The 25,987-nt window shown below is 41.3% G+C and carries 19 protein-coding genes; 1 reads left to right on the forward strand and 18 read right to left on the reverse strand.

The annotated features are described in order from the left end of the window. Positions 1-39 precede the first annotated feature (39 nt). The 12 genes from NBH15_RS01495 to metG all read right to left on the reverse strand — a co-directional run bounded on the left by NBH15_RS01495 (position 40) and on the right by metG (position 13,548). Positions 40-1,482, reverse strand: a complete 1,443-nt coding sequence (locus NBH15_RS01495) for a lipopolysaccharide biosynthesis protein (protein ID WP_250821820.1) — start codon at positions 1,480-1,482, stop codon at positions 40-42. A gap of 5 nt (positions 1,483-1,487) precedes the next feature. Further along, a complete protein-coding gene (locus tag NBH15_RS01500) occupies positions 1,488-3,002 on the reverse strand; it encodes an ArnT family glycosyltransferase (RefSeq protein WP_129697839.1) in 1,515 nt (504 codons plus the stop codon). Beyond that, entirely contained in the window at positions 2,999-3,706 is a 708-nt protein-coding gene (locus tag NBH15_RS01505) for a glycosyltransferase family 2 protein (protein WP_207214393.1), read from the reverse strand. The genes NBH15_RS01500 and NBH15_RS01505 overlap by 4 nt, the downstream gene beginning before the upstream one ends. Before the next feature lie 6 nt (positions 3,707-3,712). Beyond that, entirely contained in the window at positions 3,713-4,117 is a 405-nt protein-coding gene (locus tag NBH15_RS01510; protein WP_129697838.1) for a GtrA family protein, read from the reverse strand. Beyond that, on the reverse strand, positions 4,102-5,217 hold the full coding sequence (gene glf / locus NBH15_RS01515) for a UDP-galactopyranose mutase (protein ID WP_129697837.1): 1,116 nt from the start codon (positions 5,215-5,217) through the stop codon (positions 4,102-4,104). Before glf ends, NBH15_RS01510 begins: the two co-directional genes overlap by 16 nt. After that, positions 5,214-5,375, reverse strand: coding sequence for a BRO-N domain-containing protein (locus NBH15_RS01520; RefSeq protein WP_165364453.1), 162 nt, complete (start codon positions 5,373-5,375; stop codon positions 5,214-5,216). Before NBH15_RS01520 ends, glf begins: the two co-directional genes overlap by 4 nt. 525 nt (positions 5,376-5,900) lie before the next feature. After that, positions 5,901-6,443: an ORF6N domain-containing protein gene (locus tag NBH15_RS01525; RefSeq protein ID WP_122326765.1), complete on the reverse strand. Its 543-nt coding sequence runs from the start codon at positions 6,441-6,443 to the stop codon at positions 5,901-5,903. A gap of 30 nt (positions 6,444-6,473) precedes the next feature. Continuing rightward, positions 6,474-7,787: a UDP-glucose dehydrogenase family protein gene (locus NBH15_RS01530; RefSeq protein ID WP_250821821.1), complete on the reverse strand. Its 1,314-nt coding sequence runs from the start codon at positions 7,785-7,787 to the stop codon at positions 6,474-6,476. Between the two features lie 22 nt (positions 7,788-7,809). Beyond that, on the reverse strand, positions 7,810-8,739 hold the full coding sequence (locus tag NBH15_RS01535) for a UDP-glucuronic acid decarboxylase family protein (RefSeq protein WP_009860713.1): 930 nt from the start codon (positions 8,737-8,739) through the stop codon (positions 7,810-7,812). Positions 8,740-8,935: 196 nt separating this feature from the next. Continuing rightward, positions 8,936-9,955, reverse strand: a complete 1,020-nt coding sequence (locus tag NBH15_RS01540) for a Gfo/Idh/MocA family protein (RefSeq protein ID WP_250821822.1) — start codon at positions 9,953-9,955, stop codon at positions 8,936-8,938. A gap of 166 nt (positions 9,956-10,121) precedes the next feature. Continuing rightward, complete coding sequence (locus NBH15_RS01545; protein WP_250821823.1) at positions 10,122-11,291, reverse strand: DegT/DnrJ/EryC1/StrS family aminotransferase; 1,170 nt, start codon at positions 11,289-11,291, stop codon at positions 10,122-10,124. 217 nt (positions 11,292-11,508) lie between these two features. After that, the gene (gene metG / locus NBH15_RS01550; RefSeq protein ID WP_250821824.1) at positions 11,509-13,548 is read right to left on the reverse strand and encodes a methionine--tRNA ligase; all 2,040 of its coding nucleotides are present in this window, start codon (positions 13,546-13,548) and stop codon (positions 11,509-11,511) included. 103 nt (positions 13,549-13,651) lie between these two features. Between metG and NBH15_RS29600 the strand changes: the two genes are divergently transcribed. Continuing rightward, positions 13,652-13,729, forward strand: a complete 78-nt coding sequence (locus NBH15_RS29600; RefSeq protein ID WP_502921266.1) for a DUF6722 family protein — start codon at positions 13,652-13,654, stop codon at positions 13,727-13,729. Between the two features lie 318 nt (positions 13,730-14,047). On the opposite strand, the gene NBH15_RS01555 is transcribed toward NBH15_RS29600, so the two are convergent. The 6 genes from NBH15_RS01555 to NBH15_RS01580 all read right to left on the reverse strand — a co-directional run bounded on the left by NBH15_RS01555 (position 14,048) and on the right by NBH15_RS01580 (position 25,983). Next, positions 14,048-18,802, reverse strand: a complete 4,755-nt coding sequence (locus NBH15_RS01555; RefSeq protein ID WP_250821825.1) for an InlB B-repeat-containing protein — start codon at positions 18,800-18,802, stop codon at positions 14,048-14,050. A 347-nt stretch (positions 18,803-19,149) separates the two neighbouring features. Continuing rightward, positions 19,150-20,802, reverse strand: a complete 1,653-nt coding sequence (locus NBH15_RS01560; RefSeq protein ID WP_250821826.1) for a PCMD domain-containing protein — start codon at positions 20,800-20,802, stop codon at positions 19,150-19,152. A gap of 9 nt (positions 20,803-20,811) precedes the next feature. Beyond that, complete coding sequence (locus NBH15_RS01565) at positions 20,812-21,552, reverse strand: hypothetical protein (protein ID WP_250821827.1); 741 nt, start codon at positions 21,550-21,552, stop codon at positions 20,812-20,814. A gap of 5 nt (positions 21,553-21,557) precedes the next feature. Next, positions 21,558-23,813 (reverse strand): DUF4493 domain-containing protein, encoded by a 2,256-nt coding sequence (locus tag NBH15_RS01570; RefSeq protein WP_250821828.1) that lies wholly within the window; start codon positions 23,811-23,813, stop codon positions 21,558-21,560. 3 nt (positions 23,814-23,816) lie between these two features. Beyond that, a complete protein-coding gene (locus NBH15_RS01575; protein ID WP_250821829.1) occupies positions 23,817-25,172 on the reverse strand; it encodes a DUF4493 domain-containing protein in 1,356 nt (451 codons plus the stop codon). Between the two features lie 4 nt (positions 25,173-25,176). Continuing rightward, positions 25,177-25,983 (reverse strand): DUF4493 domain-containing protein, encoded by an 807-nt coding sequence (locus NBH15_RS01580; protein ID WP_250821830.1) that lies wholly within the window; start codon positions 25,981-25,983, stop codon positions 25,177-25,179. Positions 25,984-25,987: the final 4 nt, after the last annotated feature.

Genomic DNA, 25,987 nt, shown 5'->3' on the forward strand with positions numbered 1-25,987 from the left:
ATAAGTTATTCTATATTTATCTATAGATTTTTATCAAAATTATCTTTTTTGTTTTTTTAAGAAGGAAATAGATTCCCTCAAAATTGTTGACCGCATAAACCATAATAATAAAATATATAATATTACAACAATAAATATCTTCGCAAAAAATAATATATATACATTATTAATTGATCTTGTCACAAACCATGACACAACAAAACAAAAAAAAGTTAGAATAAAATATGGAGAAATATCTTGCAAAAGTTCGAATGTTTGAATGCCAATATATTTTTTACCACAAAAATGCCATCCAAAGTTTAATAAAACAGTAAGACATGAGCATCCTATTACCATTGGAAAAATACCATAAGAAACTAAACAGAAAGCTAACAACAAATTAATACCATAAAAGATAGAACTAGTATAAAGTATTATATTTGATTTTCCATGAGATAACAGCAAACTACAATACAGATTGGTTATAAATGCAAAAGAAGCCGCTATACTCAATACCTGAAGATAAAGAACACTATCAATCCATTTCTCTCCTACCGTAATTAAAATAAATTCTTTCGCAATAAAAGCTATCCCCATCATTGCTGGAAATGAAACAAAAGCTCCAAATCTCAGCATCTTCCTAAAAACATTCTTCTGCCGCATTTTATCGTCTGTAACTTCTACTAATACAGGCTGAGCAACCCCTTGAATCATACTAGTAACAGTCATACTTCCTACCACCATCCATTTATTACCTTGAGAATAATAGCCCGTATCTGCCTTCGTATAATATTTACCAAGTAATACAGAGAAAAGATTTGCATTTACTTGTCCTAATATATTATTAAACAGAATTTTAGAACTAAACCCAAACATTTCTTTAATAGGAGAAAAATCGAATGTAAAAGTAGGACACCATCCCGAAAAATACCAACGCAATAAAGTTGCAACTAAACATTGAGTGACTAACTGCAAAGCTAACCCCCAATAAGCAAAACCAGATAAAGCTAAAATCAATCCTACACTTCCAGACACAAAAACCGCCACTATATCAATAATACCTCGTTGCTTAACTTTTATCTTCTTAAAAAGTAATGCATTATGTGCAATACCAAAACTTGAAATCAAAAAACTTAAAAACAGAATACGTGAAAGATTTATGAGAATCGGCTGATCATAGAACTTAGCGATAAGAGGCGCAGTTAAAAATAAAATCATATAAATAACTATTCCACAAAACGCACTAAACCAAAAGACAGCATTGTAGTCCTCATGCCGAATAGTCTTTTTATTAATCAATGCCGTAGTAAAGCCACTATCCATAATTGTATTGGCAATAGCACTAAAAATGGCAAGCATAGCCACCAATCCATAGTCATCCGGATTAAGGATGCGGGCTATCACAATCCCGAAAACCATCCCTATAATCTGTTGAAGGAATGTACTAAGTCCTCCCCAAAAAAGACCTTTAGCCGTTTTATCTTTTAAAGTTTCCTCCGCCATGATTATCACTCGATAACAAATAGTTCCATTTTAGGAGATTCTAGTTGATCCACTAAAGTCACCTTCTTCCCTTCCTTTTTGCATTGCTGGATATAAGTATCCATATTTTGGTATCCGAAGTCATCCACTGCTTTCAAAATATAACGTGTATCTTCCGGTACGAGTGTCAAAGGATAAATCCCTGTAAAATAACAATGCTTCGTTATATTTCGTATTGGGTAATAAGAAACAAAAGGGGAAATAATCTTATCGTTAGATGAAAAGTTTTGCTTACGAATAAAATTCTCTACATTCGAATAAGAATCTTTATCTGCCTTATATAGTACTTGAGGTAAACCGAAGGAAACAATCACACAAGTCATTCCTGTATAAATAAATAATAATGGCTTGCTGTCGAATCGGGCACATAAATAAACCATATACATTATCGCTGGTATATAGCACATCCATGTATAGTAAGGAGAAAATCGCCCTGCTAACCCCATCAACAAAGGAATAGAAAATACTACTAATCCCAATACTCCCTCCTGCGACTTCAACTTTAGCTGTTTTTTATAAATGATATAACTAAATACCAGAATATTAATTGCAGAAACTATCAGATACTCGACATTCGCCACATACGCATCCAACAACTTCTGACTAAAAGGAACTGATTCAGATACTACTAATTTTGACGTAAATTCATTGACATTTATATTCAATACATCAGCAAAGTAAGGTAGTAAAACCAACGCGACCTTCTTTAAACTACTTGAAAAAATAAAAGTTCTATAATAAAATGACAACAAATGTCCTTGCAACCCGAAAAACAAGCTTAAGCCGCAAAGTCCTAAAAAATAACCACTTAAAAGCAGGAATAAAGCATTTATAGTCTTAACTCTGATTTTTCTTTGAAAGAGAAGCAAAAGAATTAAAACTCCACCTATAAGTGGGCAAGCCTGAATTCCAGATATAAAAACTAAGAAAGACCAAAAAACTAACCACCATTTATTACCTGAACCCAATAAGTAATTATAGAAACAAGAAAAAAAGCAGGTTGTACACAACATATTCAATATATCAACCCGTCCATTTCTATACATCCATGAAAAAAGATCGGCTCCCCAAAACAACAAAAGAAAACAAATCAGTATTAGTCTACTATTAATAAGATTCGCTTTTTTCATGACTCGGTATATAACCAAACAACAAATAAAAGCCAATATCACACTCAAACTTCTACATGCCAATGGAGATACACCAAAAAGCCAAACCCACGGAACTAAAACAAACTGATACAAAGGAGGATAAACCGAATATGCCTCATTGTTCTTATCTCCAAACCACGCAGTAGTCCTCCACTCACCATCTAAAACAAAATTAACAGAATAATCCGAATAAGATATCTCGTCAATCCATGGTAAAGGAGTCCACTCCAATGTTACTAAATTCAATATAACAAAAAAGAGACTGAATCCAATTACAATCAATAAATTCGAATCATTCGACCAAACCTTTTCTGTCTTTTTTCTTATCACTTCAAACTCTTCTTTATCATTCTAAAATCACCAATAGCTTTCACTCCAATCTTAAATATCCTTTTTAAATTAATGGAGTTCTCCCCACCCTGGCGGGGTTTAAAGGTTATTGGTACCCATTTCATATTCTCTTTCTTCAATACGGCTAGTGCACTAACCGCCACATTACTTAAAAAGAAATCAGAAGGAATATAATTCATTATTTTCTGCAAACGACTTGATTTCATCAACCGGAACGGTGTATTCGCATCCTCTACATAGACACCAAACGTTATCCAGACAACTAAACGCAAAACTTTTGTAACAACAACTCTACTGAATCCATCTTGCCGTCCAGTCCGCGTCCCAATAATAAAATCATAATTATTCCGATCCTCCCACATTGACCAAAATTCAGATGGGCATGTTTGCCCATCTGAATCAGTCTGAAAGACATAGTCAGACTGATTCTCCAAAGCATATCTATATGCATACAGGCAAGTTGCCCCATGGCCAGAGTTTGGTTTTGTTAATGGCACAAAATCAGGAAATCCGGATTGTAGCCTTTCCATTGTCTTGTAAGTAGTATCTTTACTCCCATCATCTACTATTACAAGTTTGGAACCATTCCCAACCTGTGAAACAACAGGATACCATTCTTCTATTGTCTTCTCAATATTAGCCTCTTCATTATAAGCAGGCATGACAATATATAACTTATCCACTGAATATTATTTTTTAAAGGTTATATTCTTATTTATAATGAATTGCATTATAACAACAAAAACAATCGACAAGAGCTTAGATAATAGTTCGTCCAACTTCAACTGTTGAATACATACATAAAGAATCAGTGAACTTAACAAAAGACCCGCAAGGCCGACACACAAGAAAATAGCAAATCGTCGTTTGGTTTTATCCTTTACTTTAAAATTATAATGTCGGTTCAAAGTAAAACTGGTAGTTATTCCGATTAAGATACTACAAGTATTCGCTATCAAATAGTGTACTCCTACAATATTTACCAATAAAAAATAAACAAGAAAATCCAAACCGGAGCTAATACCTCCTATGATACCGTATAATATTAGATTCCTGAATTTATTATATATATAAGATATTACTTCGATAGCCATTCTTTAATTTTATTCATTGCTACTTCTATAACCAGATCCATGTTATAATACTGATATTCTGCTAAACGACCTATAAATAAATAGTTACTTGATTTTTCAAGTTTTTCAACCTCACTCATATATTGCATGCGCTTCTGAAGATTCTCCTCAGTAGGTACCGTATAAAACGGATCTCCTTTTTCTTTTGGATACTCATAACAGATTGTTGTTTTTCGTGGAGACTCCTCTCCTGTAAGTTTTTTAAACTCTGTTATACGAGTCCAATCATAATCATTCGGATAATTAACTACAGCTACCGGTAGATAAGATTGCATTTCTAAAGTCTTCAATCTGATATCAACAGAACGATATTGTAATTGTCCATATTTATAATCAAAAAAACGATCAAGTAACCCAGTGTATATAAGAACCTTTGAGAAATTTATCTGATCTTTTATACTAAAATAATCACATCCCAGCATGAGATGTATTTTTTCATGATCCAGCATGTTAGTAACCATCGTAGTATATCCTCGAACAGGCATTCCCTGATAAGGATCATTAAAATAACGGTCATCCGTATTAAAACGAATCGGAATACGACCCGCCAAAGTTCCTGATAAGTCAGAAGGATCACAACTCCATTGTTTACGGGTATAAGATTCAAAGAACATCTTATATAATCGTTCTCCCACCTGAGAAACAACAACATCTCTAAATGATTTTAGAGATGAATCAAAGGTTGAATTTTCAACCTGTTGTTTTAAAAAAAGAGACACTTCATTTGATTTCAAGTTTACACCGAATACAGAATTAACAGTGTCTCTGTTGATTGGAAATTTATAATATTGCCCTTCTGAATAGCTTTGAACCCGATGTTGATAATCAGAAAAATCAGAAAAACGATTGACAAAATCCCATACTTCCTTCTTCCGAGTATGAAATATATGTGGGCCATATTTATGGATTGTAATTCCAGAATCATCCTTATAGTCATAACATTGCCCGGCAATATGCCTTTTAGCCTCTACCACTATAACAGAAAAACCAACCTCCGCTAATAATCGAGCCGAAGTTGCCCCTGCTAATCCTGCACCTACAATCACACAATCATACCTCATAAATCACCTGTATCAATTAAGTACTTCCGACCATCTACACTCTCTGTCAATACACTCACCACATCTACTATGGAAAAATACCATTCTTCCGTTTCGTCGTCCCAAAGAGTACGAACTTTCTTCTCCTCGAAAATTTTAATAGCTTCTTTCCTAGTCATTGTCTTGGTTTTTATTTATTCTTAATTTATTTTGCAAAACAACTGTCATACTATCATCAACATCATTACACCGATTGTAAATCAATTATTACAACAAATGACAGTATACATGATAGATACAAATTACCCTCTCATACTATCATAAAAACAGCTATCTTTTTTCAAACAGTATATTGCTTATTTTCAAAGATATAACTATATAAACTCATTGAGACCCAGGTCTTAACCATCTCCACACCCGGGTGTCAGCATCACTCAGACCGGGGTATAAAAACTGTCGAAATAGGGGTCCCGGGAAAATTTTCTTCCTGTTTTAGCTAAAAAAGATAACTACTTTGACAAATTAAATGTCATACTTAACACAAAACAGACGGAGAGTAAGACGATAATGACAGTTTATGATAGTTCTATGATAGATAAATTCATCAACCATCATAGTTATACATCCCGTAAATCAAAGAGTACAAACAAAATATGATAGTATGATAGTTATTTTTCAAAAAACTTCTTTATGACCAACCACTCTTATCTTCTTTTCACCGTATGCTTAAACTTTAAAACAGCCAGATTCAATTCTATTTTCGTTTCCGAATCTGTTACTTTCGGTTCATCATCTAATAAGTCAGCCATTAACTCACTCGTGCGCTGCATAAGTGTTTTCTGCTGTGCTTCATCAGCGGTAGGTAACTGTAAAACAGTTCTGGACAATTCCTTGATTCTTGCAAAAGCTTCAACGATTGCGATTGTTGTCTGCGTTGCCTTGTTACTTTTCAGGATTGTTGCCAACATGTAAAGTCCTTTTTCAGTAAAAGCTGTCGGAAGAGCTGTTGAATGTTTTAAAGGATTGAACCGGTCAAAATTTTTGACCAGTTCGGCTTTCTCAACTTTATTACATTCGATTAAATATCCGGCAGGAAATTTATCCGGATTATTTTTGACTGCCTGATTTATTTCTTTTGTTTCTACATCATAAAGCATAGCGACATCCCTGTCAAGCAGAACTCTTTGATCCCGTAATTCAATTATGCAACTTTCTACATCACTGAATCTAATCACATTTTCTTTCATAGTTAATTAATTTTAGTTTACAATATGTATTTACCTCCCTATGCAATGATAAACAAACCCGTTCTCCTCCATCTCCTTGATATCATAAATATTACGGCCATCAAGAACCAGCGGAGTAGCCATCAGTTTCTTTATTGCAGACCAGGAAGGCATACGGAACTCTTTCCATTCCGTTACAAGCATCAGGGCATCGGCATCCACTACTGCATCATAAATATCTTTTGCATAATGGATAACATCTCCGATACGACGTTTGGATTCTTCTACAGCTACAGGATCATAAGCATATACTTCACAACCTGCCGCCAACAGTTTTTCTATCAAAACCAAAGAAGGAGCTTCGCGCATATCGTCTGTTTCAGGCTTAAAAGCCAGTCCCCAGATAGCGATACGTTTACCTCTCAGGTCTCCATTAAAATGCTTTTCGAGTTTATGGAACAAAAGAGATTTCTGCTCGTCATTGACTTCCTCGACTGCCTGAAGGATACGCATCGGGTAATTATTTTGCTTGGCTGTATTGATCAATGCTTTCACGTCTTTAGGAAAACATGAACCGCCATAACCGATGCCAGCATACAGGAAACGGTTACCGATACGGTTGTCAGAACCGATACCTTTACGTACCATATTTACATCCGCACCGATAATCTCACACAAGTTGGCAATATCGTTCATAAAACTGATACGGGTAGCCAACATGGCGTTCGCAGCATATTTGGTCATCTCGGCAGATGGCACATCCATAAAAATCACACGGAAATTATTTAAAAGGAAAGGACGGTACAGACGAGTCATCAACTCTTCTGCACGCTCAGATTCTACACCAACAACAACACGGTCCGGACTCATAAAGTCGCTGATCGCTGCTCCTTCCTTCAGAAATTCAGGATTAGAAGCTACATCGAACTCGATCTCAACTCCACGTTTATCCAGTTCTTCCTGGATAGCCCGGCGTACTTTCTTTGCCGTGCCGACGGGAACCGTACTCTTTGTTACGACCAGAATATGTTTCTTCATATTCCGACCGACAGTACGGGCTACCTCAAGCACATACTTCAAATCTGCACTACCATCCTCATCGGGAGGCGTACCTACGGCACTGAACAAAACTTCCACTTCGTCCAGACATTCAGTAAGATCGGTTGTAAAGTGTAATCTTCCGGCCTGCTGGTTACGATGGACCATGTCTTCCAGACCGGGTTCATAGATAGGGATTATCCCCTTTTTAAGGTTTTCAATTTTTTCGGTGTTAACATCTACACAAAAAACTTCGGTCCCCATTTCTGCAAAACAAGTTCCGGTAACCAGGCCGACATAGCCTGTTCCTACTATCGCTATTTTCATAATTTATAATCAAAATGCAAAATTAAAGGCTCTTGAAATATTTAATTGTATCTATCAAACCTTCTTCCAAACGGATTTTAGGTTCCCAGCCATTCAGTTTTTCTTTTGCTAAAGTAATATCCGGTTTACGCTGTTTGGGATCATCAGAAGGAAGAGGGGTAAATATTATTTTTGATTTCGAATTAGTCATCTTCAATACTAACTCGGCCAACTCCAGCATGGTAAATTCTCTCGGATTTCCCAAATTGACAGGTCCGGTAAAGTTTTCGGAAGCCATCATACGAATCATACCTTCCACCAGGTCGTCGACATACTGGAAGCTACGGGTTTGCTTTCCATCTCCGTAAATAGTAATATCTTCGCCTTTCAACGCCTGCATGATAAAGTTGGAAACAACCCGGCCGTCATCCGGACGCATACGGGGACCATAGGTATTGAAAATACGGATAATCTTGACATCTACCTTATTCTGACGATGATAATCCATGAATAAAGTTTCCGCACAACGTTTGCCCTCATCATAACAACTACGCAAACCGATCGGATTCACGTTTCCCCAATAACTTTCTTCCTGGGGATGGACGATCGGATCACCGTAAACTTCACTGGTAGAAGCCTGAAGAATACGTGCTTTGGTACGTTTAGCCAACCCAAGCATATTGATGGCACCGATAACAGATGTTTTAGTCGTACTCACCGGATCGAACTGGTAATGTATCGGAGATGCCGGACAAGCCAGATTATAAATCTCATCGACCTCTACATAATACGGGAATGTCACATCATGGCGAACCAGCTCAAAATAGGGATTGTCCAGTAAATGAACAATGTTTTGTTTCAGACCTGTAAAATAATTATCCATACAAATCACATTGTTCCCGTCTTTCAGCAGGCGTTCGCAAAGATGAGAGCCGATAAAACCGGCTCCTCCGGTAACTAAAATCTGTTTCATGCTATCTGTTCAATTTGAGTTTCTCTATATATCTCAGTCCTTTTCATAAGAATGAGAGCACAACAATGTTGGTCAGTCCCATGCCGGGAATGACAAAACTTCCACAAAGATAGGAATTTGAAGGGATTCTTTCCCTTCTAAAATCGTTATTTATATAAAAGGGAAATTACCGATCATTATTTCTTATTCAGAATCGTTACTTTTGAGCATAGATACGTTGTATTATATCTACGACTTTCATACCTTCCAAGACATTCGTTGTAATACATTCCGAACCGGAACCGGAAAGGACACGGACCACATTGCGGATTACGAAATTATGATTCTGAGCCGATCCCTTGTAAGGGCCGTAATCATTACCCGGGTTGGTTGGAGCCAGTTCGGGCATCTCATACTCCTTCACATGGCAATATTCCACTTCATTCATATATTGTCCACCGATCTTTACGCTGCCATTCTCTGCCACGATCAGCATGCTGCTTTCCATATTTTTGTCCCAGACAGCAGTCGAATAACTCAGACTTCCCATTCCTCCGTTCACGAAATTGAAATTCACAAAGCCGGAATCTTCAAAAGCGGTCAGTTTATCATGATTGAAATCGGCAAAACGGGCCTGGATATTACAGATATCCCCGAACAACCAATACATGATATCGATAAAATGAGAGAACTGGGTGAAGAGCGTTCCGCCGTCCAGCGCAGCATCCCCATGCCAGCCACCGGGTTTATAATAGCGTTCGTCACGGTTCCAATAGCTGTTCAACTGAACCATATAGATCTTTCCCAATTTACCGGAATCGATCATATCCTTAATCCACACGGAAGGAGGGGAATAGCGGTTCTGCATGACGCAAAATACCTGTTTACGGTATTTCAAAGAAGCATATACCACCTTCTCCGCATCAGCCAGTGTCAACGCCATCGGTTTTTCTATCACCACATTACAGCCGGCTTCGATGGCTTGTACCGCCATAGGCGCATGCAAACCGTTCGGAGTACAGATATTAATGACATCCATCTGAATGCCACTCTGCAATAATTCCTGCAAACCGGCAAAAAAAGGAACTTCATACGCCTCTATTCCCAATTCTTCGCGAGGACGGATATCGCATAAAGCGACTAATTCGGCATCCTGATCACGGGTTACCATCTCGGCATGGCGCTTTCCGATATGACCACAACCGACTACAGCGAATTTTATCTTATTTTCTTTCATATTTTATCAAATGTGAACTATCCGATTATTGACCGATTGTACCTAGCTCCCCTCTTGAGAGGGGGAAGGGGGTGTGTTAAAGTTTCGTCCTATAACCAGCTTTAACACACCCCTTATCCCCTCTCAAGAGGGGAATTGGTTACTACCGTCACCATAAACAGATAGCTCAAATCTTTCTATTTTCTAACTCCTTTACCAATACATCTATTATATATTCCTGTTCTTCCACTGTCATCTCCGTATGAATCGGCAAGGATAGGACACAGTTGCTTAAACGGGCTGCATTTTCCATACTTCCGGGGGTACGTGCCATCCATTTATAAGCATCTTGTGCTTGTAAAGGAACAGGATAGTATACCATGGTAGGAATACCTTTCTCTTTAAGAGCCGCTTGTAATGCCTCCCGATGCTTTGCCGTATCGGGATACTCCGGAACCGGCTTCAACTGAACCGTATATTGATGATAGACATGTGTAGAGAAATCACTCTTCTTCGGAAGAATCAACTGCTCGCATGAAGCCAAACCTTCGTCATATCTTCGGGCAACGACCTGCCGGGCTTTTGTAAACTCGTCGATATACTTCAGCTTCACATCCAAAACAGCGGCATGCAGGGTATCCAGACGAGAGTTACATCCTATGAGCTTATGATGATATTTAACTTCCTGACCATGATTTGCGATCATACGGATACGCTTTGCCAGACTCTCATCAGAAGTCACTAAAGCGCCTCCGTCACCAAAACAGGCCAGCGGCTTGGAAGGGAAAAACGAAGTCGTACCGATAACGCCCATTGTCCCCGTTTTCTTCACCTGCCCATCCGGGAAAGTATATTCCGCACCAACGGACTGCGCATTATCTTCTATCACATGAAGATGATACATGCCGGCTATTCTCAGGATCGGAGCCATATCGCAGGACTGGCCGAACAGGTGAACTACAATGATTGCCTTGGTATTACGGGAAATAGATTCTTCTATTTTACGGGGATCAATATTATAGGTTCGCGGATCTACATCCACCAGCACAGGAGTCAATCCCAGCAAAGCGATCACTTCAGCAGCCGCCACATAGGTAAATGCCGGAACAATCACCTCATCCCCCGGTTGCAACTGCAACGCCATCAAAGCGATCTGAAGAGCATCCGTACCGTTCCCGCAAGGAATCACATAGGGAATATTGAGATATTCAGCCAAGTGATCGCCAAAAGCCTTCACCTGAGGACCATTGATAAAGGCACTGCTTTCAATAACAGTTTGCATGGCGGCATCTATCTCCTCTTTCAGGCGATGATACTGACCTTGCAAGTCAACCATTTGTATATGTTTTTCAGACATCTTTCCTATTGTATACCACTGTTTATCTTATGAAGATTAAAACGTTCCAAATAATCTTTTATTGCATAAAAGACCTTTAACATTCTTTTCTATGATAAGTGAGAGCTTAGGGACTCTTACCTATGAGAGAGCCGGGACTCTTACAGATAAGAATACCGGCTCTATTATCATTCATACCTCCGGCACTCTTACGTTCCATAGCACCGGAGATCTTATGTTATTTTACTTCGCTACCCGGTTTCACTTCTTTTTCCGGAGTGATGACAGACAGCTTGCCATCGAAGTTTTCAGCAGAGAGGATCATACCTTCCGATACAATGCCTTTCAATTTACGCGGAGCAAGGTTGGCAATAAAACAAACCTGCTTTCCGACCAACTCTTCAGGGGCATAATGCTGGGCGATACCGGAAACGATTGTACGTTTCTCCAGACCGTCATCGATACGGAACTGCAACAATTTGTCGGCCTTAGGCACCTTTGTACATTCCAGGATCGTTCCCACACGGATATCCAGTTTTGTGAAATCATCGAACGCGATGTTTTCGCGTATCGGTTTCGCTTTATAGTTGGCTTCTTCGTTCGCTTTCTTTGTATCCAGCAACTTCTGAACCTGCGCTTCGATCACACTGTCTTCGATCTTTTCAAACAACAGTTCGGATTTGCCTAGCTGATGTCCGGCTTCCAGCAAGTCGGTTGCGCCCAGACGGCTCCAGCCTAACGGTTCCACATTCAGCATCTTGTTGAGTTTTTCCATACTGAACGGCAGGAACGGTTCGAAAGCAATGGCCAGGTTAGCCGTGATCTGCAAAGCGATATTCATGATCGTAGCCACACGTGCCATATCCGTCTTCGCCAGCTTCCAGGGTTCCGTGTCAGCCAGGTATTTGTTTCCGATACGTGCCAGATTCATCGCTTCCTTCTGAGCATCACGGAAATGGTATGTATCCAGCAAACGTTCTACATTTACTTTTACATCTTCAAAATCCTTCAATGTCTGACGGTCATAATCGGTCAACTCGCCGGCTGCAGGCACTTTTCCTTCAAAATACTTCTCAGTCAGTACCAGTGCCCGATTCACGAAGTTACCCAGGATAGCCACCAGTTCATTATTATTGCGTGCCTGGAAATCTTTCCAGGTAAAGTCATTATCTTTTGTTTCCGGAGCATTGGCCGTCAGTACATAACGCAATACATCCTGCTTACCCGGCATATCCACCAGATATTCATTCAGCCAAACCGCCCAATTACGGGAAGTAGAGATCTTATCCCCTTCCAGGTTCAGGAACTCGTTGGCAGGCACATTCTCCGGCAGGTTGAAAGAACCTTCCGCCTTCAGCATAGAGGGGAATACGATGCAGTGGAACACGATGTTGTCCTTACCGATGAAATGTACCATCTTGGTTTCAGGATCTTTCCACCAGGTCTCCCAGCTATCCGGCAGCAATTCTTTGGTATTGGAGATATAACCGATCGGAGCATCAAACCACACATAAAGTACTTTGCCTTCAGCTCCTTCCACCGGCACAGGGATACCCCAGTCCAGGTCGCGGCTTACGGCGCGTGGCTGCAATCCCATATCCAGCCAGCTCTTGCACTGTCCGTATACATTCGGCTTCCACTCCTTATGATCTTCGAGGATCCATTTGCGCAGGAACGGTTCATGTTTATCCAACGGCAGGTACCAGTGTTTGGTTTCCTTCATCACCGGCTCGCTGCCACTGATGGCAGACTTCGGATTGACCAGGTCTGTCGGGCTTAACGAAGTACCGCAGGCTTCGCACTGATCGCCATAGGCTTTTTCGTTACCGCAATGTGGGCATGTACCGGTTATATAACGGTCGGCAAGGAATTGTTTGGCTTCCTCGTCGTAATATTGTTCGCTGGTCTTCTCGATGAATTCACCTTTTTCGTAGAGTGTCCGGAAGAAATCCGAAGCCACCTGACGATGGGTAGACGAAGTAGTACGGGAATAGATATCGAACGTGATACCGAACTCCTCGAAAGACTTCTTGATGATACCATGAAAACGGTCCACCACATCCTGCGGTGTAACTCCTTCTTTCTTAGCCCGGAGCGTAATAGGCACACCATGCTCATCCGATCCCCCAATCATCAAAACCTCTTCCCCCTTCAGACGAAGGTAGCGGGCATAAATATCGGCAGGCACATACACCCCAGCCAGATGTCCGATATGTACCGGCCCGTTCGCATACGGCAACGCCGTAGTAATCAGCGTTCTCTTAAACTGTTTTTCCATACCTTGTGTTCTCTTTTTGAGGGGCAAAGGTACGGAAATATTTGGTTAGATGGAAAAGATTGGTTTCCTTTGTAACTAGTAATCATTTAATCAAAGAATAACTATGTTAAAAGAATTAGGAAAGTTTTTATTAGACGTAGCCAAACTCGTCATTGGGGGGGTATTCTATCTACAATCATGAGTGACGCGACAGACAGATGGCTGATTTATACACTTAGTGGATTATCTGTTTTCGTTCTAATAGTTATAGGATTATATTTTATTGACAAATAGAAGTAAGGAGGAATAAATATGATAGCATCAACAATTGTAATAACACCAGCACTCGCTGTTTTCGGGACAATCTTTTTAATTAGTTCAATAATATTTATAAGGATTATCCTCTGCCGCAAAGACGGAAGGGATTTCTTACGTAAACTATTCAAGGCATTTTTCTAATCAAGGAATAAAAAGTTTAGTATTAGGGAGTAAAGGTTTGAAGACCTTTACTCCTTTTTCTTTACCGAACAACGACTTTCACCGGTTGTCCGTCACCCACTTTCACCAAATAAGCTCCCGACGGAAGCGAACTAGTATACATCCCTGCAGGAACTGTAAGGGTACGGAACAAAGAGCCTTTGTAATCCCAGATATATAACAGGGAAGTTTCCGGCACTTCAATAAACAAAGTAGAAGCGGATACTTTCATCCGTACTCGTTCCGTATCAACCAATTCATTATCGACAATCGATTCTGTTCCGACGAAACAGGCTTTTACTTCCGTATCGGAGGTTACCGTATACGGATAAGGATTCAGGGTGTTACCATCCCACCATTTGACAAACAACATGCCGGAAGCCGCCTCCGCCTTCAATTGGACTTTATCCCCATGAGTAACCTTACCTGCCGGAACAGCAGATACGGTACCACCGTTAGTCTGGCTCACTGTAACCTCATAGCTATTTAGTTTCAGTCCCGATACTTTCACCGTTATACCGTCTTTTTCCACCGGCAAATTATATACATAGGTTTTCGTCTCAGATGCTGCGCGTAAAGAAGTTTCAGGAGTCAGCACCTTGTCATCGGCTGTCAAAACGACTTCGCTTTGACTATAAGCAGGAAGCAAAACGACTTTCAGCTGCACAACGTCACCACTCTTCACTGCATCCATATTCGAACCGGCTCCCGTAATACCGGCTCCCGGTGATTGATTCAGGATCACCTTTGCATAAGTAGCATCTTCCTTATCTGTAAACAGAGGTATGAGCTGGGCTGCATCCACAGCCGTTGCCATTCGGGGATTATCCGTCTTACCGTCCGTCCATTTACTAAAGATTTTACCTTCGGGCGCTTTCGCCTGAAGCAAAAGCATCGTTTCTTCAAATAGCCCTTGACCGGCTACGTCGGACATCGTTTCAACAACTTTCGCCTTCACATGATCCGGCAATGTCAGCTTTATGGAATCCCGGACAATACCATCGACCGAGATACTGATGTTCTTATTTATATGGTAGATCGCATATCCTCCTTTATTCTTCGTCAACTCTTCACCATTGGCACGAACAACCAAATTTCCTTCACGGTATCCTTTAGCGAGAACTAGATAGAACTTAAACGTTCCGTCTTTCTTCACTTCGGTAGAATAACCGGAGAACGGTTTCACAGTCACACCTTCCATCTGCGGCAAAGTCATCATATACGATTTATAATCAGAGATGAAACGGGCAGAAATAGTCGTATCCCTGCTAATCGTCAGTTTCAAAGGGTTGCTTTGACTGCCGGTATTCCATTGCAGGAACTTAAAGTCTTCATCAGCAACAGCCGTGATCGACACCGATGATCCGTATGCAACTTCCGAAGTCGTTTCGTCCGCACCGTCGGTAAACTTGATCTGCCCGTTCTCTGTCTGCTGCAATGTAACCGTACAGGTTCTGGCTTTCAGACCGGAAACAGTCACCGTAATATCGGACGAGCAATCCGTCAACGTATAAAGCCCGGAGGCATTCGCCCGAATCGTCGAGTCATTCGCCGAGACAACCATTGAGTCGAGATTCGTATAATAGTCTTTATCCACCGTCAGCTTAAACTCAAAAGAGCCTCCGGTCGTGGTAGCCGTCACCACATCGCCGCCTGTCGGGTTGGTAGCTTTCACGCCAAGAGGGAGATCGAAAGTCAGGGTAATCTTCCCATTATTGAAGATAATATAACGTGTTGTCACCCCATCCCGATAACCTTCTTTCTTTGCAATAGCCTCCAAAAGAACCGTATCTTTAGCACTCTCAACCAGGAACTCTCCCGAATAAGCCTTCTCTGGTGAACCGTCCAAACGGTAATATAAAGTGGTAGCCTCATCTGTTTTCTTTAGTCGAACCTTTACATCCTCCCCTTTCGGAAATTTATCGACACCGGATGGGGTCAGGATAATTTCGGGGGCAGAGGCGGCAGGCCTAGAAGCCTCGGTAAACGTTGCCGTTATCTTCAAATCTTTTTCCGGCATCGCTACCAATTGCGGGCTGGAAGTATAAGCTTTGCCATCAATGACTAATTCCTTCAATTCATAGTTGGCATCCGTCGCTTCGGCTGTCACCGTCAACGATTCTCCTTTACCGATCATCGTTCCGGCAGGCAGAATAGTACCATTACGGGTAACGGAAATCTTACCATAAGAAGGTTGGGTAACGATTAATTGGTAACCACGATCCCAGGTGGCGTAGAAGGTTTTGTTGCCGGATGAACCTTTCTCAATCTTTGTTACTTTCTCTTTCAACAAATCATCGGCATACCAACCGGCAAAAGTGAAACCTTCCCGATGTATATCGGTAGGCAACTTGACTTCTTGTTCAATGGTGTATTTCTCTACCTTTCCGGATGTAATTTTTCCATAATAGGTATCATACGTAATTATATATTCCGTGGGAGTCCATTTGGCATAAAGAGCCAGTTCATCACCTGTCCCTGCCGGAATCTTATCAGCAGTAATTAGATCACCAAAAGGACGTGTTAGAGCGGCATCATAACACCAAGTCAAGGTATATCCCTCTTTATATGTTTTCTTTGTTTTTACTTCCGTACCATACAAATAAGACTGGGCAGGAAGCGCTGTTTCAGTGTTGGTTATATACGAAATAGTATATACACAGGGAGTCCACTGGGCATAAAATTTTTGATTCCCTTCCGTATTAGCAGGAATAGATTTCACGTAAGTAGTTGATGTGGCTTCTGTTGTCCAACCTGTAAATACATAATGATCTTGTTTTACATTTTCACTCGGCAAAAGACATCCTTCGTTATATATAAAAGAAGAAGGAGCATTCGAAGCATTTGTACCTCCTTGCATATCATAAGTGATAGTATATGTTTTAGGAGTCCATTTCGCATAAAGCTTCAGTTCTCCAGCTCCGGCAGATACATTTTCTATCTTATCACCCGTACATGCTTCATTTCCAAACCAACCGCCAAAGTCATAACCGGTACGCTTGACATCTTTTGGCATATCTTCCTCTGGAATACCGGTATTCACATTATAGGTATATTCTTTCTCACTTAATACAGCCCCAGTTCCATCATTCAAGTAAAAGATGACTTTATAGTTTTGAATTTCCCATTTAGCAGTTGCCGTAAATAAAAATTCTTTCTGCGTATCACTAATAAGTGTCGGAACCTTTTCCAATTTGTCTGTGCTACCAGGTAAAAACCAACCTAAGAAATTATATCCTTTACGTGAAGCACTTCTTATTTGTGTTTGAGCAGTTTCCGTATATTTATATTTATCAGAAGAAGAAGGCGTTTCACCATCCGCATAATCATAAGTCAACGTATAGGTTATTTCCGTCCAATCAGTTGTAAATGTTTTATCTCCAATTATACCTTTTGAAATAGAAGAAACAGGCTTTCTGTTTTCATTCAACCAAGAATTAAATACATAACCATCCTTACGAATAGTTGGAAAATCGGACAAACCGGATTCTATCGTATATTCTTTCGTCTCTTTCGTTTCTTCTCCATCTTTGAATATAACATGATAAGTAATCGGACTCCATACGGCGGTTAATGTTATATCCGAGTCATAAACATTTGCCGAGATTTTATCATGAATTGCGTTTCCTTTCCCGTCAGACCAATATTCAAATGTATAGCCCTTCTTTTCTTTCGGAGTGGGAATTGACACCTCCTTACTTGTAGCAGTTGATATTTTTAAGATCGATTCCTCTGTTCCTGTCACAAAAGTTATATTATACTTCTTATCCCATATCGCATCTAACTCTAAATTCCGAGGATCATTTCCCGGTAAATTCGTTATCATTTGGCCAGTAGACCGATCTTTCCAACCTAGAAAATCTGCTTCACTTCGTTTGAGAGTTGGAAGTGTTGTATTATTTCCTATTTGATATGTTTTCAGTCTATCTACTGTAGAGGTTATATCTTTACCTTCATTAAAATAAGTGACAGTATAATCTATAGCTTTCCAATTTGCAATAAAAGTCATATCCACAGAAGCAACATGCCCAGATGATTGAATTTTAGATTTCAGATAGTCCTTATCTACATTCGTTCCATTCTCTTTCCACCCCACAAATGTATAACCTTTCCTAAGTATAGCCCCTTCCGTCGGCAACTGGAAATCATCAACAGTTTCAAGATTGTATTCAGCATTTGTTGATGCCATTTGCCCTCCATTTGGATTATAAGAGATTTTATAATTGGTCAATACGACCGTTGTCGATGTAGCAACAAGACCTGTACTTGAATAATCATTGCTATTGGTCATATATGCTCCGTTCGGAATCATATCAGCTACTGTACGACCATTATTAGGATCTAGAGTATAAGCTGTTCCTTTGTAATATTTTTCAGCTTCAAAACGAGCTCCTAATATATGAACTTGTCCTCCATTATATGATAATGCAATAGCATTATACTTACTAGACCAACTACCTACTTCCCACGATGCTTTTGCTTTAATAAGTCCATTTCCTTTTATTGTCAAATTTCCACTATTAACAGAAAAGACCATAGCATCTTTATTCACTGTAGATAAGCTAAGTTCTTTCCCATTCAAATCCAGTATAATCGTCCCTCCTGTAAAAGTTAAAGTACTACTTAAAGAAACATTATCTGTCAACCGAACCGTATTATTTCCAATATCCGTTGCCTTATCACTCCCCAAAGCACTGATTAAACTACTCACAGAGTTCACATCCGTTGCCTTTACCCCGACCGAACAGATCATCCCGACCAGCAAAACCAGCCATTTCATATATCTCTTCCTTTCCATCTTCATATCCTTTCCTCCCAGCAAAACACCGTTTCTTTCGGGAGAAAACCCTGTTTCTTCCGAAAGAAAACATACGTTCTTCCGATGCTACTCTATTTATTCTTAAACTGTTTTTATTTTATGCCGGTCCAAAACCGAGGTTTAAAGCCTCCGGTTCTATCCGGTTTCTTATTTCATTCTTAACAACCGTTCTATGAAGTATTGAAGCAAGCCAAAAACTGCTTATTAAGTAGAGCATCGTCTACTTAATAAGCAGACACCCCCACTACTTACTAAGTAGACGAGCATCTACTTATCGAGTAGATTTGACCTTACTCGATAAGCCGGTTTTCTTCCACATTCGAATCCTATTCAAACACCAACTCCAACTCATCCAGCAACAACACGCTACTCGTACTGCCAGTAAAGTAATCGCCATACTTGCTGGCGGAAGCGACAATCAATATATAGGTTGGCTTTGTTGTCTGGTCGCGATATTGCAGGTCGATACGGAACTGCGTATAATCCTTCACTGTCTCACCCTGGATCAGTTCGCCAAAGGCAAGCAGGCTTTCATTATTCCAGGTACGGTCCACAAATACCCCCGTATTCGTATTGACAGGGAAAGGAGCCGTCCAATCGGAGAACAACGCCATATAAATATGACAAGAGTCTTTACGACCTTCCAAATCCTTATAGGGATCTTTCGCTTTATCAATCGTGCCGGAGTTATATTTATAGTAGCCGCGCAAGGCTGACGGACGACCGGTATACGGACGACCGAAATTCAACGAAGCACCGCTCAGTCCTTCCACCTTTCCAAAAGTACCTGTATACAAACTACCGGCAGCAAACACTCCGGCTACCGTTTTACTTTCCAGGCGGGCGGCTTTTCCTTTTACTACATCGCTGGTTTCCGGAGAAGTAGGATTGGCTTCACCTACCGCATTCGATCCCTTATTACCGGAATCCCAGAAATAGTTTTCCGTTGTCAGGTCGAGATTGGCATACCAACTTTTACCATCTTTGAACCAATCGTCCAACGAGAGGTTCGGCACCAATTCCACCGCCTCCGTCGTAAATGTCTTGATATCCTCGGATGCACCATCCACTGTTAACTGATACTCATACTCCATGCTTGGTTTAAGATGCGTAAAGACCAACGTAAAGTTTCCTTCTTCATCTATCTCTATTTCACTGGAAAGCACCTCTTCCCAAGCTTCTTCCGAATCGGCCTTTGTCTCTGCCTGCGGTTTACCGCGATAGCGAGCCGAAACCTGTCCGGTCAATGTCTTACCCGTTACTACCGCCCGTTTCGCCCATGCCGACAAAGAGGTGAACGACATGCCGGCAGGCGGATACGCCACACTCACGGTCCATTCTTCCGTTTCACCGAAAGCCGATACCTGAAATACACGAGGACGGGTGAAATCGGTTACTTCCGACGGTTCGGGTGTCGTTTTTGCAATGCTGCTACCTAACTGGAAGGTCTCTATTTTCACATTACGTAAAGAAGGCTGGGCTGTTGAATCCACATATATAATTACATTATGCGTATCTGCATCGATCAAGGCATTTCCCAACTGGTTGGCAACAATTACTTTACGTTGTATGTCATGCACCACTGTTACTTTCCAAGGATAGTCCTGATACAAACGAAGCAGGAAAGAAACCGGCTCCCTGAAGTTCATCCGCGTATTAACCGTTTCGGGCAAACTGTCAACCGACACAAATCCAGTATCCGGAAAATGCCGGAAATCTTTGCAGGCAACAGAATCCGGCAGAACGGTCATGCCTGGAGTAACGACCAGCTTTTCCACCCTCAGGTCTCTTAAGTCTAACGTATCCGCCACCTTCACAGAGACGGAAGCCGAAGCCTTATCGATCTTTACCGAAGTCTGCCCTTCGATGGCGAACTCCTCGATAACCCCTTTGATGGTAGGATAAGGCAGATCGTTTTCCACACAGCCTGCCAGCAACAGACTTAATAAAAAACACAATATATGATTTCTTCCTTTCATGCCCTGTTTTTACAAATAAAAGACAATACCCAAATCGATCGACAACAGATTGATCTTGAAATTAGCGGAACTTGCCGTGCGTTTTCCTTTATACACCTGGTCTTTCGTCTGGTCATACCAGTTAAAGTTCAATCCCGCCACATTGACCGAAGCCTCGGCTGCCACGTAATCGTTGATAAAGACAGTCAACCCGGGAGCCAGACCGATATTCAGGTTATGTTTCAACTGATACATACCGGAAAGATCGATACCTGTACCTGAACTGCTATTGCTTTCTGAATAACCATACGACACACGCGCTTCATTGAATAATCCGAAACGCTTGCTATCTCCCAGATTCAAATAGGTACGGAGAAAGACCGCTGCCGTATAGGTATTGGACACAGACTTGAAGTTATCGACATCAAAACTCAGATCGTCACCCAATTCCAGAGATATATTACCTATATCCATATTCGTACGCGAATAGGCAAACCGTCCGCCGAGACTAATATTATCGCGGATAAAATAGCTTACCAACGGAGTAACCTTAAAGGTATACCCTTCGCTGTTAATATCTTTCAACACAGATAAAAACTCAAAGTTCTCATCCACATGTTCGCTATATGAGAATGTCGTACCAACCATCCATTGCCCTTTCGGGATAAAAGTTTTCATCAGAATGCCCCGGTCGTATTTGTTCTTCTTGGCCAACGCAGGAAAAGAAAAACAGAGAAGCAACAAAACGGTTAAAGATAAGAGTTGTTTCATATTCGTTATTTGTCGTTTATATTTACCGAAACCATATTTCCAACTACCGAAGCTGGAACAGCAGAATCATTGTAGTCGTAAAGCAATTCGAACTCATCCAAAAGCAACCAACTATCCGTCGATCCTTTGAAAAACTCTCCCTTACTGCTTGATGCAGCCATAATAATAAGGTAGACTTTCTCCTCTGCTTTCGGCAATCGAGCATAGACTAACGGAATATTGAACTGTTCATAAGTTGTAACTTCCTGCTGAGTCCTCATCTCGCCATAAGCAATCACGCCACCATCGGTAGGAGCAAAAGTTATAACTCCACCAATATTTGTACGCAACGATTCCAAGATATATTGTTTGGTAGTCAATGCCGCATAAATAATTGCTTCATCTGTTTCGTTTGTCGATGTCTCTTTATTATCCACCCAATTGATTTTACCCGGATGATATTTATACCATCCCTGTAAGGCTGTCGGATAACCATTATGCAGCTGTCCGTACTTCAGTTTTGCCCCTGCCGTAGAGACCTCTTGCACAGAACCGGAGAATATACTGCCCGCAGAGAACGCACCGATACCCATCGCACCAGCCCAACGAGAAGTCAGTTTGGCAGCTTTCCCCTGTTTGACATCCATGCTTTCTCCCTGCAGCAAGACTTCCCCCCCGGATGCAGCACCCCGGTTTCCGGATTCCCAGTACACACCACCGGAACTATTCACTCCATTTAAGCAAGGATAAGAGACATTTCCTCCGATAGCTCCCTTTCCGCTTCGTGTTCCCCAATCGTCCATATTCAATCCCGGCACCTCCAATGGTTTAGCCAAGCTAAAGCCAATCGGTTCGCATTTCATCGCACTATTATCCGCCGATTCAATCCAATACGAATAGTCTGTACCCGGTGTCAATCCAACCACCAAAGCCGACAGATTTCCTTCCGCATCTCGCTGAACAACATCTACCTTCTTCGGTTCTCCCTCTGCCGCTTTCAACATGAAATAGCTGGATTCGTCCAGACAGACACCTTTCAATACAGCGAAGTGCGTCCATTTTACAGGCTCTTCCACATAAGCATCCACATCCGGCATTATCTTGAAAGAGAAGTCAATGGATGTTTCCTGATTGATATTGTCAAGCAACGTAACCGTGAAAGCATGTACTGTCGGTTTACGGTCTATCGTTTTCAAATAAGGCAATATCCCCGAAAGATCCAACTCATAGTTGAGATAAAGTTCTTCCTCTTTACCCGCTACCCCCGGCAAACGCGGAAATCCCAACCGAGCAGCCTGCATTGCAACCGTTTCATCAGTCATCTCAAACTCCGCTAATCCGGCTGCCGAAAATACCGGAGAGTTGGTTGTCACCTTAAACGACTGTACACTATTCTTTTTACCGATACGATAAACCAGGCCAACAGTTCCGGCTGCCGGAGGTTCTACCCCGTCCACTATCTCCGGTTGCTGGAATATACCTTCGTCCTTAAAACCGCGAAGAAGCAAAGAAGGCTCTCCCTTTTGTGTCAAATCCTCTTTACGGATAAAGATCGGACAGGTTATTTCTTTATGTTCCTCATCAATAGTGATATCGAAATCGATGCCGGCATCCGTATCACCCGGTCCCTGGTTATCTATTTCAAACTTAAAAGTATAATGATATTTCGGCTCGATATTCGGATAGACCCGTTTAATGACAAATTCGTTACCATCCCGGTTCACCAGCTTGAGCTCGACCGCCAACTTTTCCGGAGCAAAATATCCGGCACGATATTCGTCACGGGTATAGATCAAAGAGCCGGAAGAATTACTCACTTCCGTTTGATAATCGGTAAAATAATCTTTCAACAGTGAAGCATCTACCGATACTTTTGTATTGTGAATGGTACAAGTCACCTTTGCATTCGTTATCTCGCCTTGTTTCACTTCCACCGTTTCCTGTCCTTGATAGAAAGGAGATTCCCATGCCGCTGTCCCATCATGGTTGGAAGTAACGGCAACCGTATATGCCCCGATCGGCAATATCAACCGTTCGCCTTTTACCTCCTCCAGGTAATCGTTGTAAACTTTCAGCGTATCTTCCTCCCCTTTGATAATAGCTACCCGAAGCGACTCATACATCACCTCCGACGTAGCCCGGGTTTGCAAAGAAGCATCCTCCTCCACATTCAAATAAAGCATGCCTGTCGGTATTCCCTCTGTCTCGTCTTTACAGGAAAAGCAAAAAGCCATCAAGAGGCAAAGAGTGTATCCTATTATCTTTTTATAGTCCATGTTCATCGCTTATTTCTTATTCAACTTTATAGTTGCACTCGTCGTCTCCCCATTCTTGTCTCCCAAAGAAATCTTAAACGAGTTATTCGTATCCATCAGTCCCAAGAAGCCCGATATATCAAACTTCAGGTTTCCTTTATCCCCTTTGGATGGGACTACTAATTTCTTACCTAAGTTAGCCAGAATAGCATTCACTTCATCTACTGAAGACTTATTTAGCAAGTCAAGTGACAAATTGATATCTGCTCCGATCGCCACATCCACACCCAACTGAGACAAGCCTGTCGGCAAATACAAGTTAATCACCACGCTTTTAGTAGCAGAAGTAATAGTCTGTGCTTGATTGACATTAAACGACTTGCCATCGATCGTTCCGGTTATACCAATCTTCTGTTGCGTATCCCCTCCCGGTCCGTCTCCACCTCCGGGCGTATCCGTGCCTCCTCCCGGTGTATCCGGTTTTCCGGACTCTTCAAAGACAGAGGGCACTTCAATCACATAGTCCTTTTCCACCAAAGATATATCCACTTTCAACAAGGGGCGAGCTACCGTTTGTGACGAATCGCTCGGTTCTTCCGGATCCTCCGGTAGTTCGGGTTCTTCTCCCTCACCATCTCCACCTGGTGTATCAGGGGGTTCGGGTTTCATCGGCTCGGTGCCCAATTCTATATACACATTATTATGCTCCAACACAGTTTCTTCTTTGGATAGGTCAACCGAATAGGTACAAGCCTTATTTTCTTTTGTCGTGGCATATACTGTAAAGCGTAAAGTTCCGCTGTTTTTCAAATAAGCAATTCGTTTCTCATCCGCCGGAATCGTTAACACACCTAAGCCATTGTCTACCACGATCGTATAATCCCCTAAAAACTCCTGCTGGAATTTATCAGAAAAGCCAAACTGTATTTTTTTATTTTGTAACCGACAGTTCGTTACCACTTTTGCCACCTCCTTAGCCGAGACCACACAAGTGGTATCACCTGCATAATAGGGTCGGTTGAATCCGGCATTCACATCATCGCCCAGACTAGCCAACACATGATAAAGTCCGGGAGGCAACAACAATTCGCCCGCTTCTTTTAGCTCGGCATACGAGGCGTATGCCTTTACTACTTGCCCTAAACTATCTAAAATGGAAACGCCAAACTCATCCGAGTTCAATGTTTCATCAGCATCCCCTTTAGTTCCCGGTACCGGAATCTCTTTTTCTGCACTAACTTCCAAATCAAGCAAACCGACATTCTCTATTGACACGCCATCTCCCGTTTGCCCGTCTTTTTCACCAAACAGATCTTTCTTCATCTCGCAAGAAAACAAGAAAGAAAGAAATAATAAAAGACTACAATATATTCGTACGTACTTCATCTGTTTATTCTTTTATCTCCTGTGTTACCGATTTCAATGACAAAGTTTCTTCCTGTTCAGCCCCTGCATCCAGGCGTATAACATAATACTCTCCTAATTGCGGGGAGGTGGCAGGCGTATTCAAACTGTTTTTTACGTAATAGGTCCGTTTCGGATACCAGCTATTGGAAGCACCTAGCCTAACTTTCACCTTTACAACCAAAGCTTTACAAGCGTCCAGAAAATAGACAGCCGTCATTTTATCCGGAGTAAACTCTCTGGAAACGATTCCATTGGAGACTGTTACCTGATAAGAATAGTTATTCGGTTGTTCTTCCATCAACTGCTTGAACTGGTCGGAAACGGCTAGTTCCACACCTATACTCTCAAATGTACAACGAAGAGAGACATTGGATATTTGTTTTTCTTCTACCCTGACTTTATCATTCTCAGCCATAAAATAGGGTATTTCCGTCACACCCTCGGCTGTATCTGTTGTCGTACAGGCTTTAACTGTATATTCTCCCAATGGAAGAACAATAGGTAATCCCCCCTCTTCTTCATTCAACAAATCACCGTACACCTTATCCAGCTTCACGGAATTGTCCTTGTTATCAGTAATCACTATATGTAGGTCTTTAACTGCCAAAGCACTGAAATCCGCACTCCGGGTAATGACCGGAACCTTTATTTCAGTAGAATAACCCGCCATCAGTCGCAGACCACCCGTTCCTTCCTCAAAGCCAGTCACCTTGTTTTCCGGCTCGTCACCGCAAGCCGACCAACCCAGCAATACGGCACACAGACAACAGTATAGTATATTTCTTTTCATCTTT

This window comes from Parabacteroides caeci (assembly GCF_023656795.1).
Taxonomy (GTDB): Bacteria; Bacteroidota; Bacteroidia; order Bacteroidales; family Tannerellaceae; genus Parabacteroides; species Parabacteroides segnis.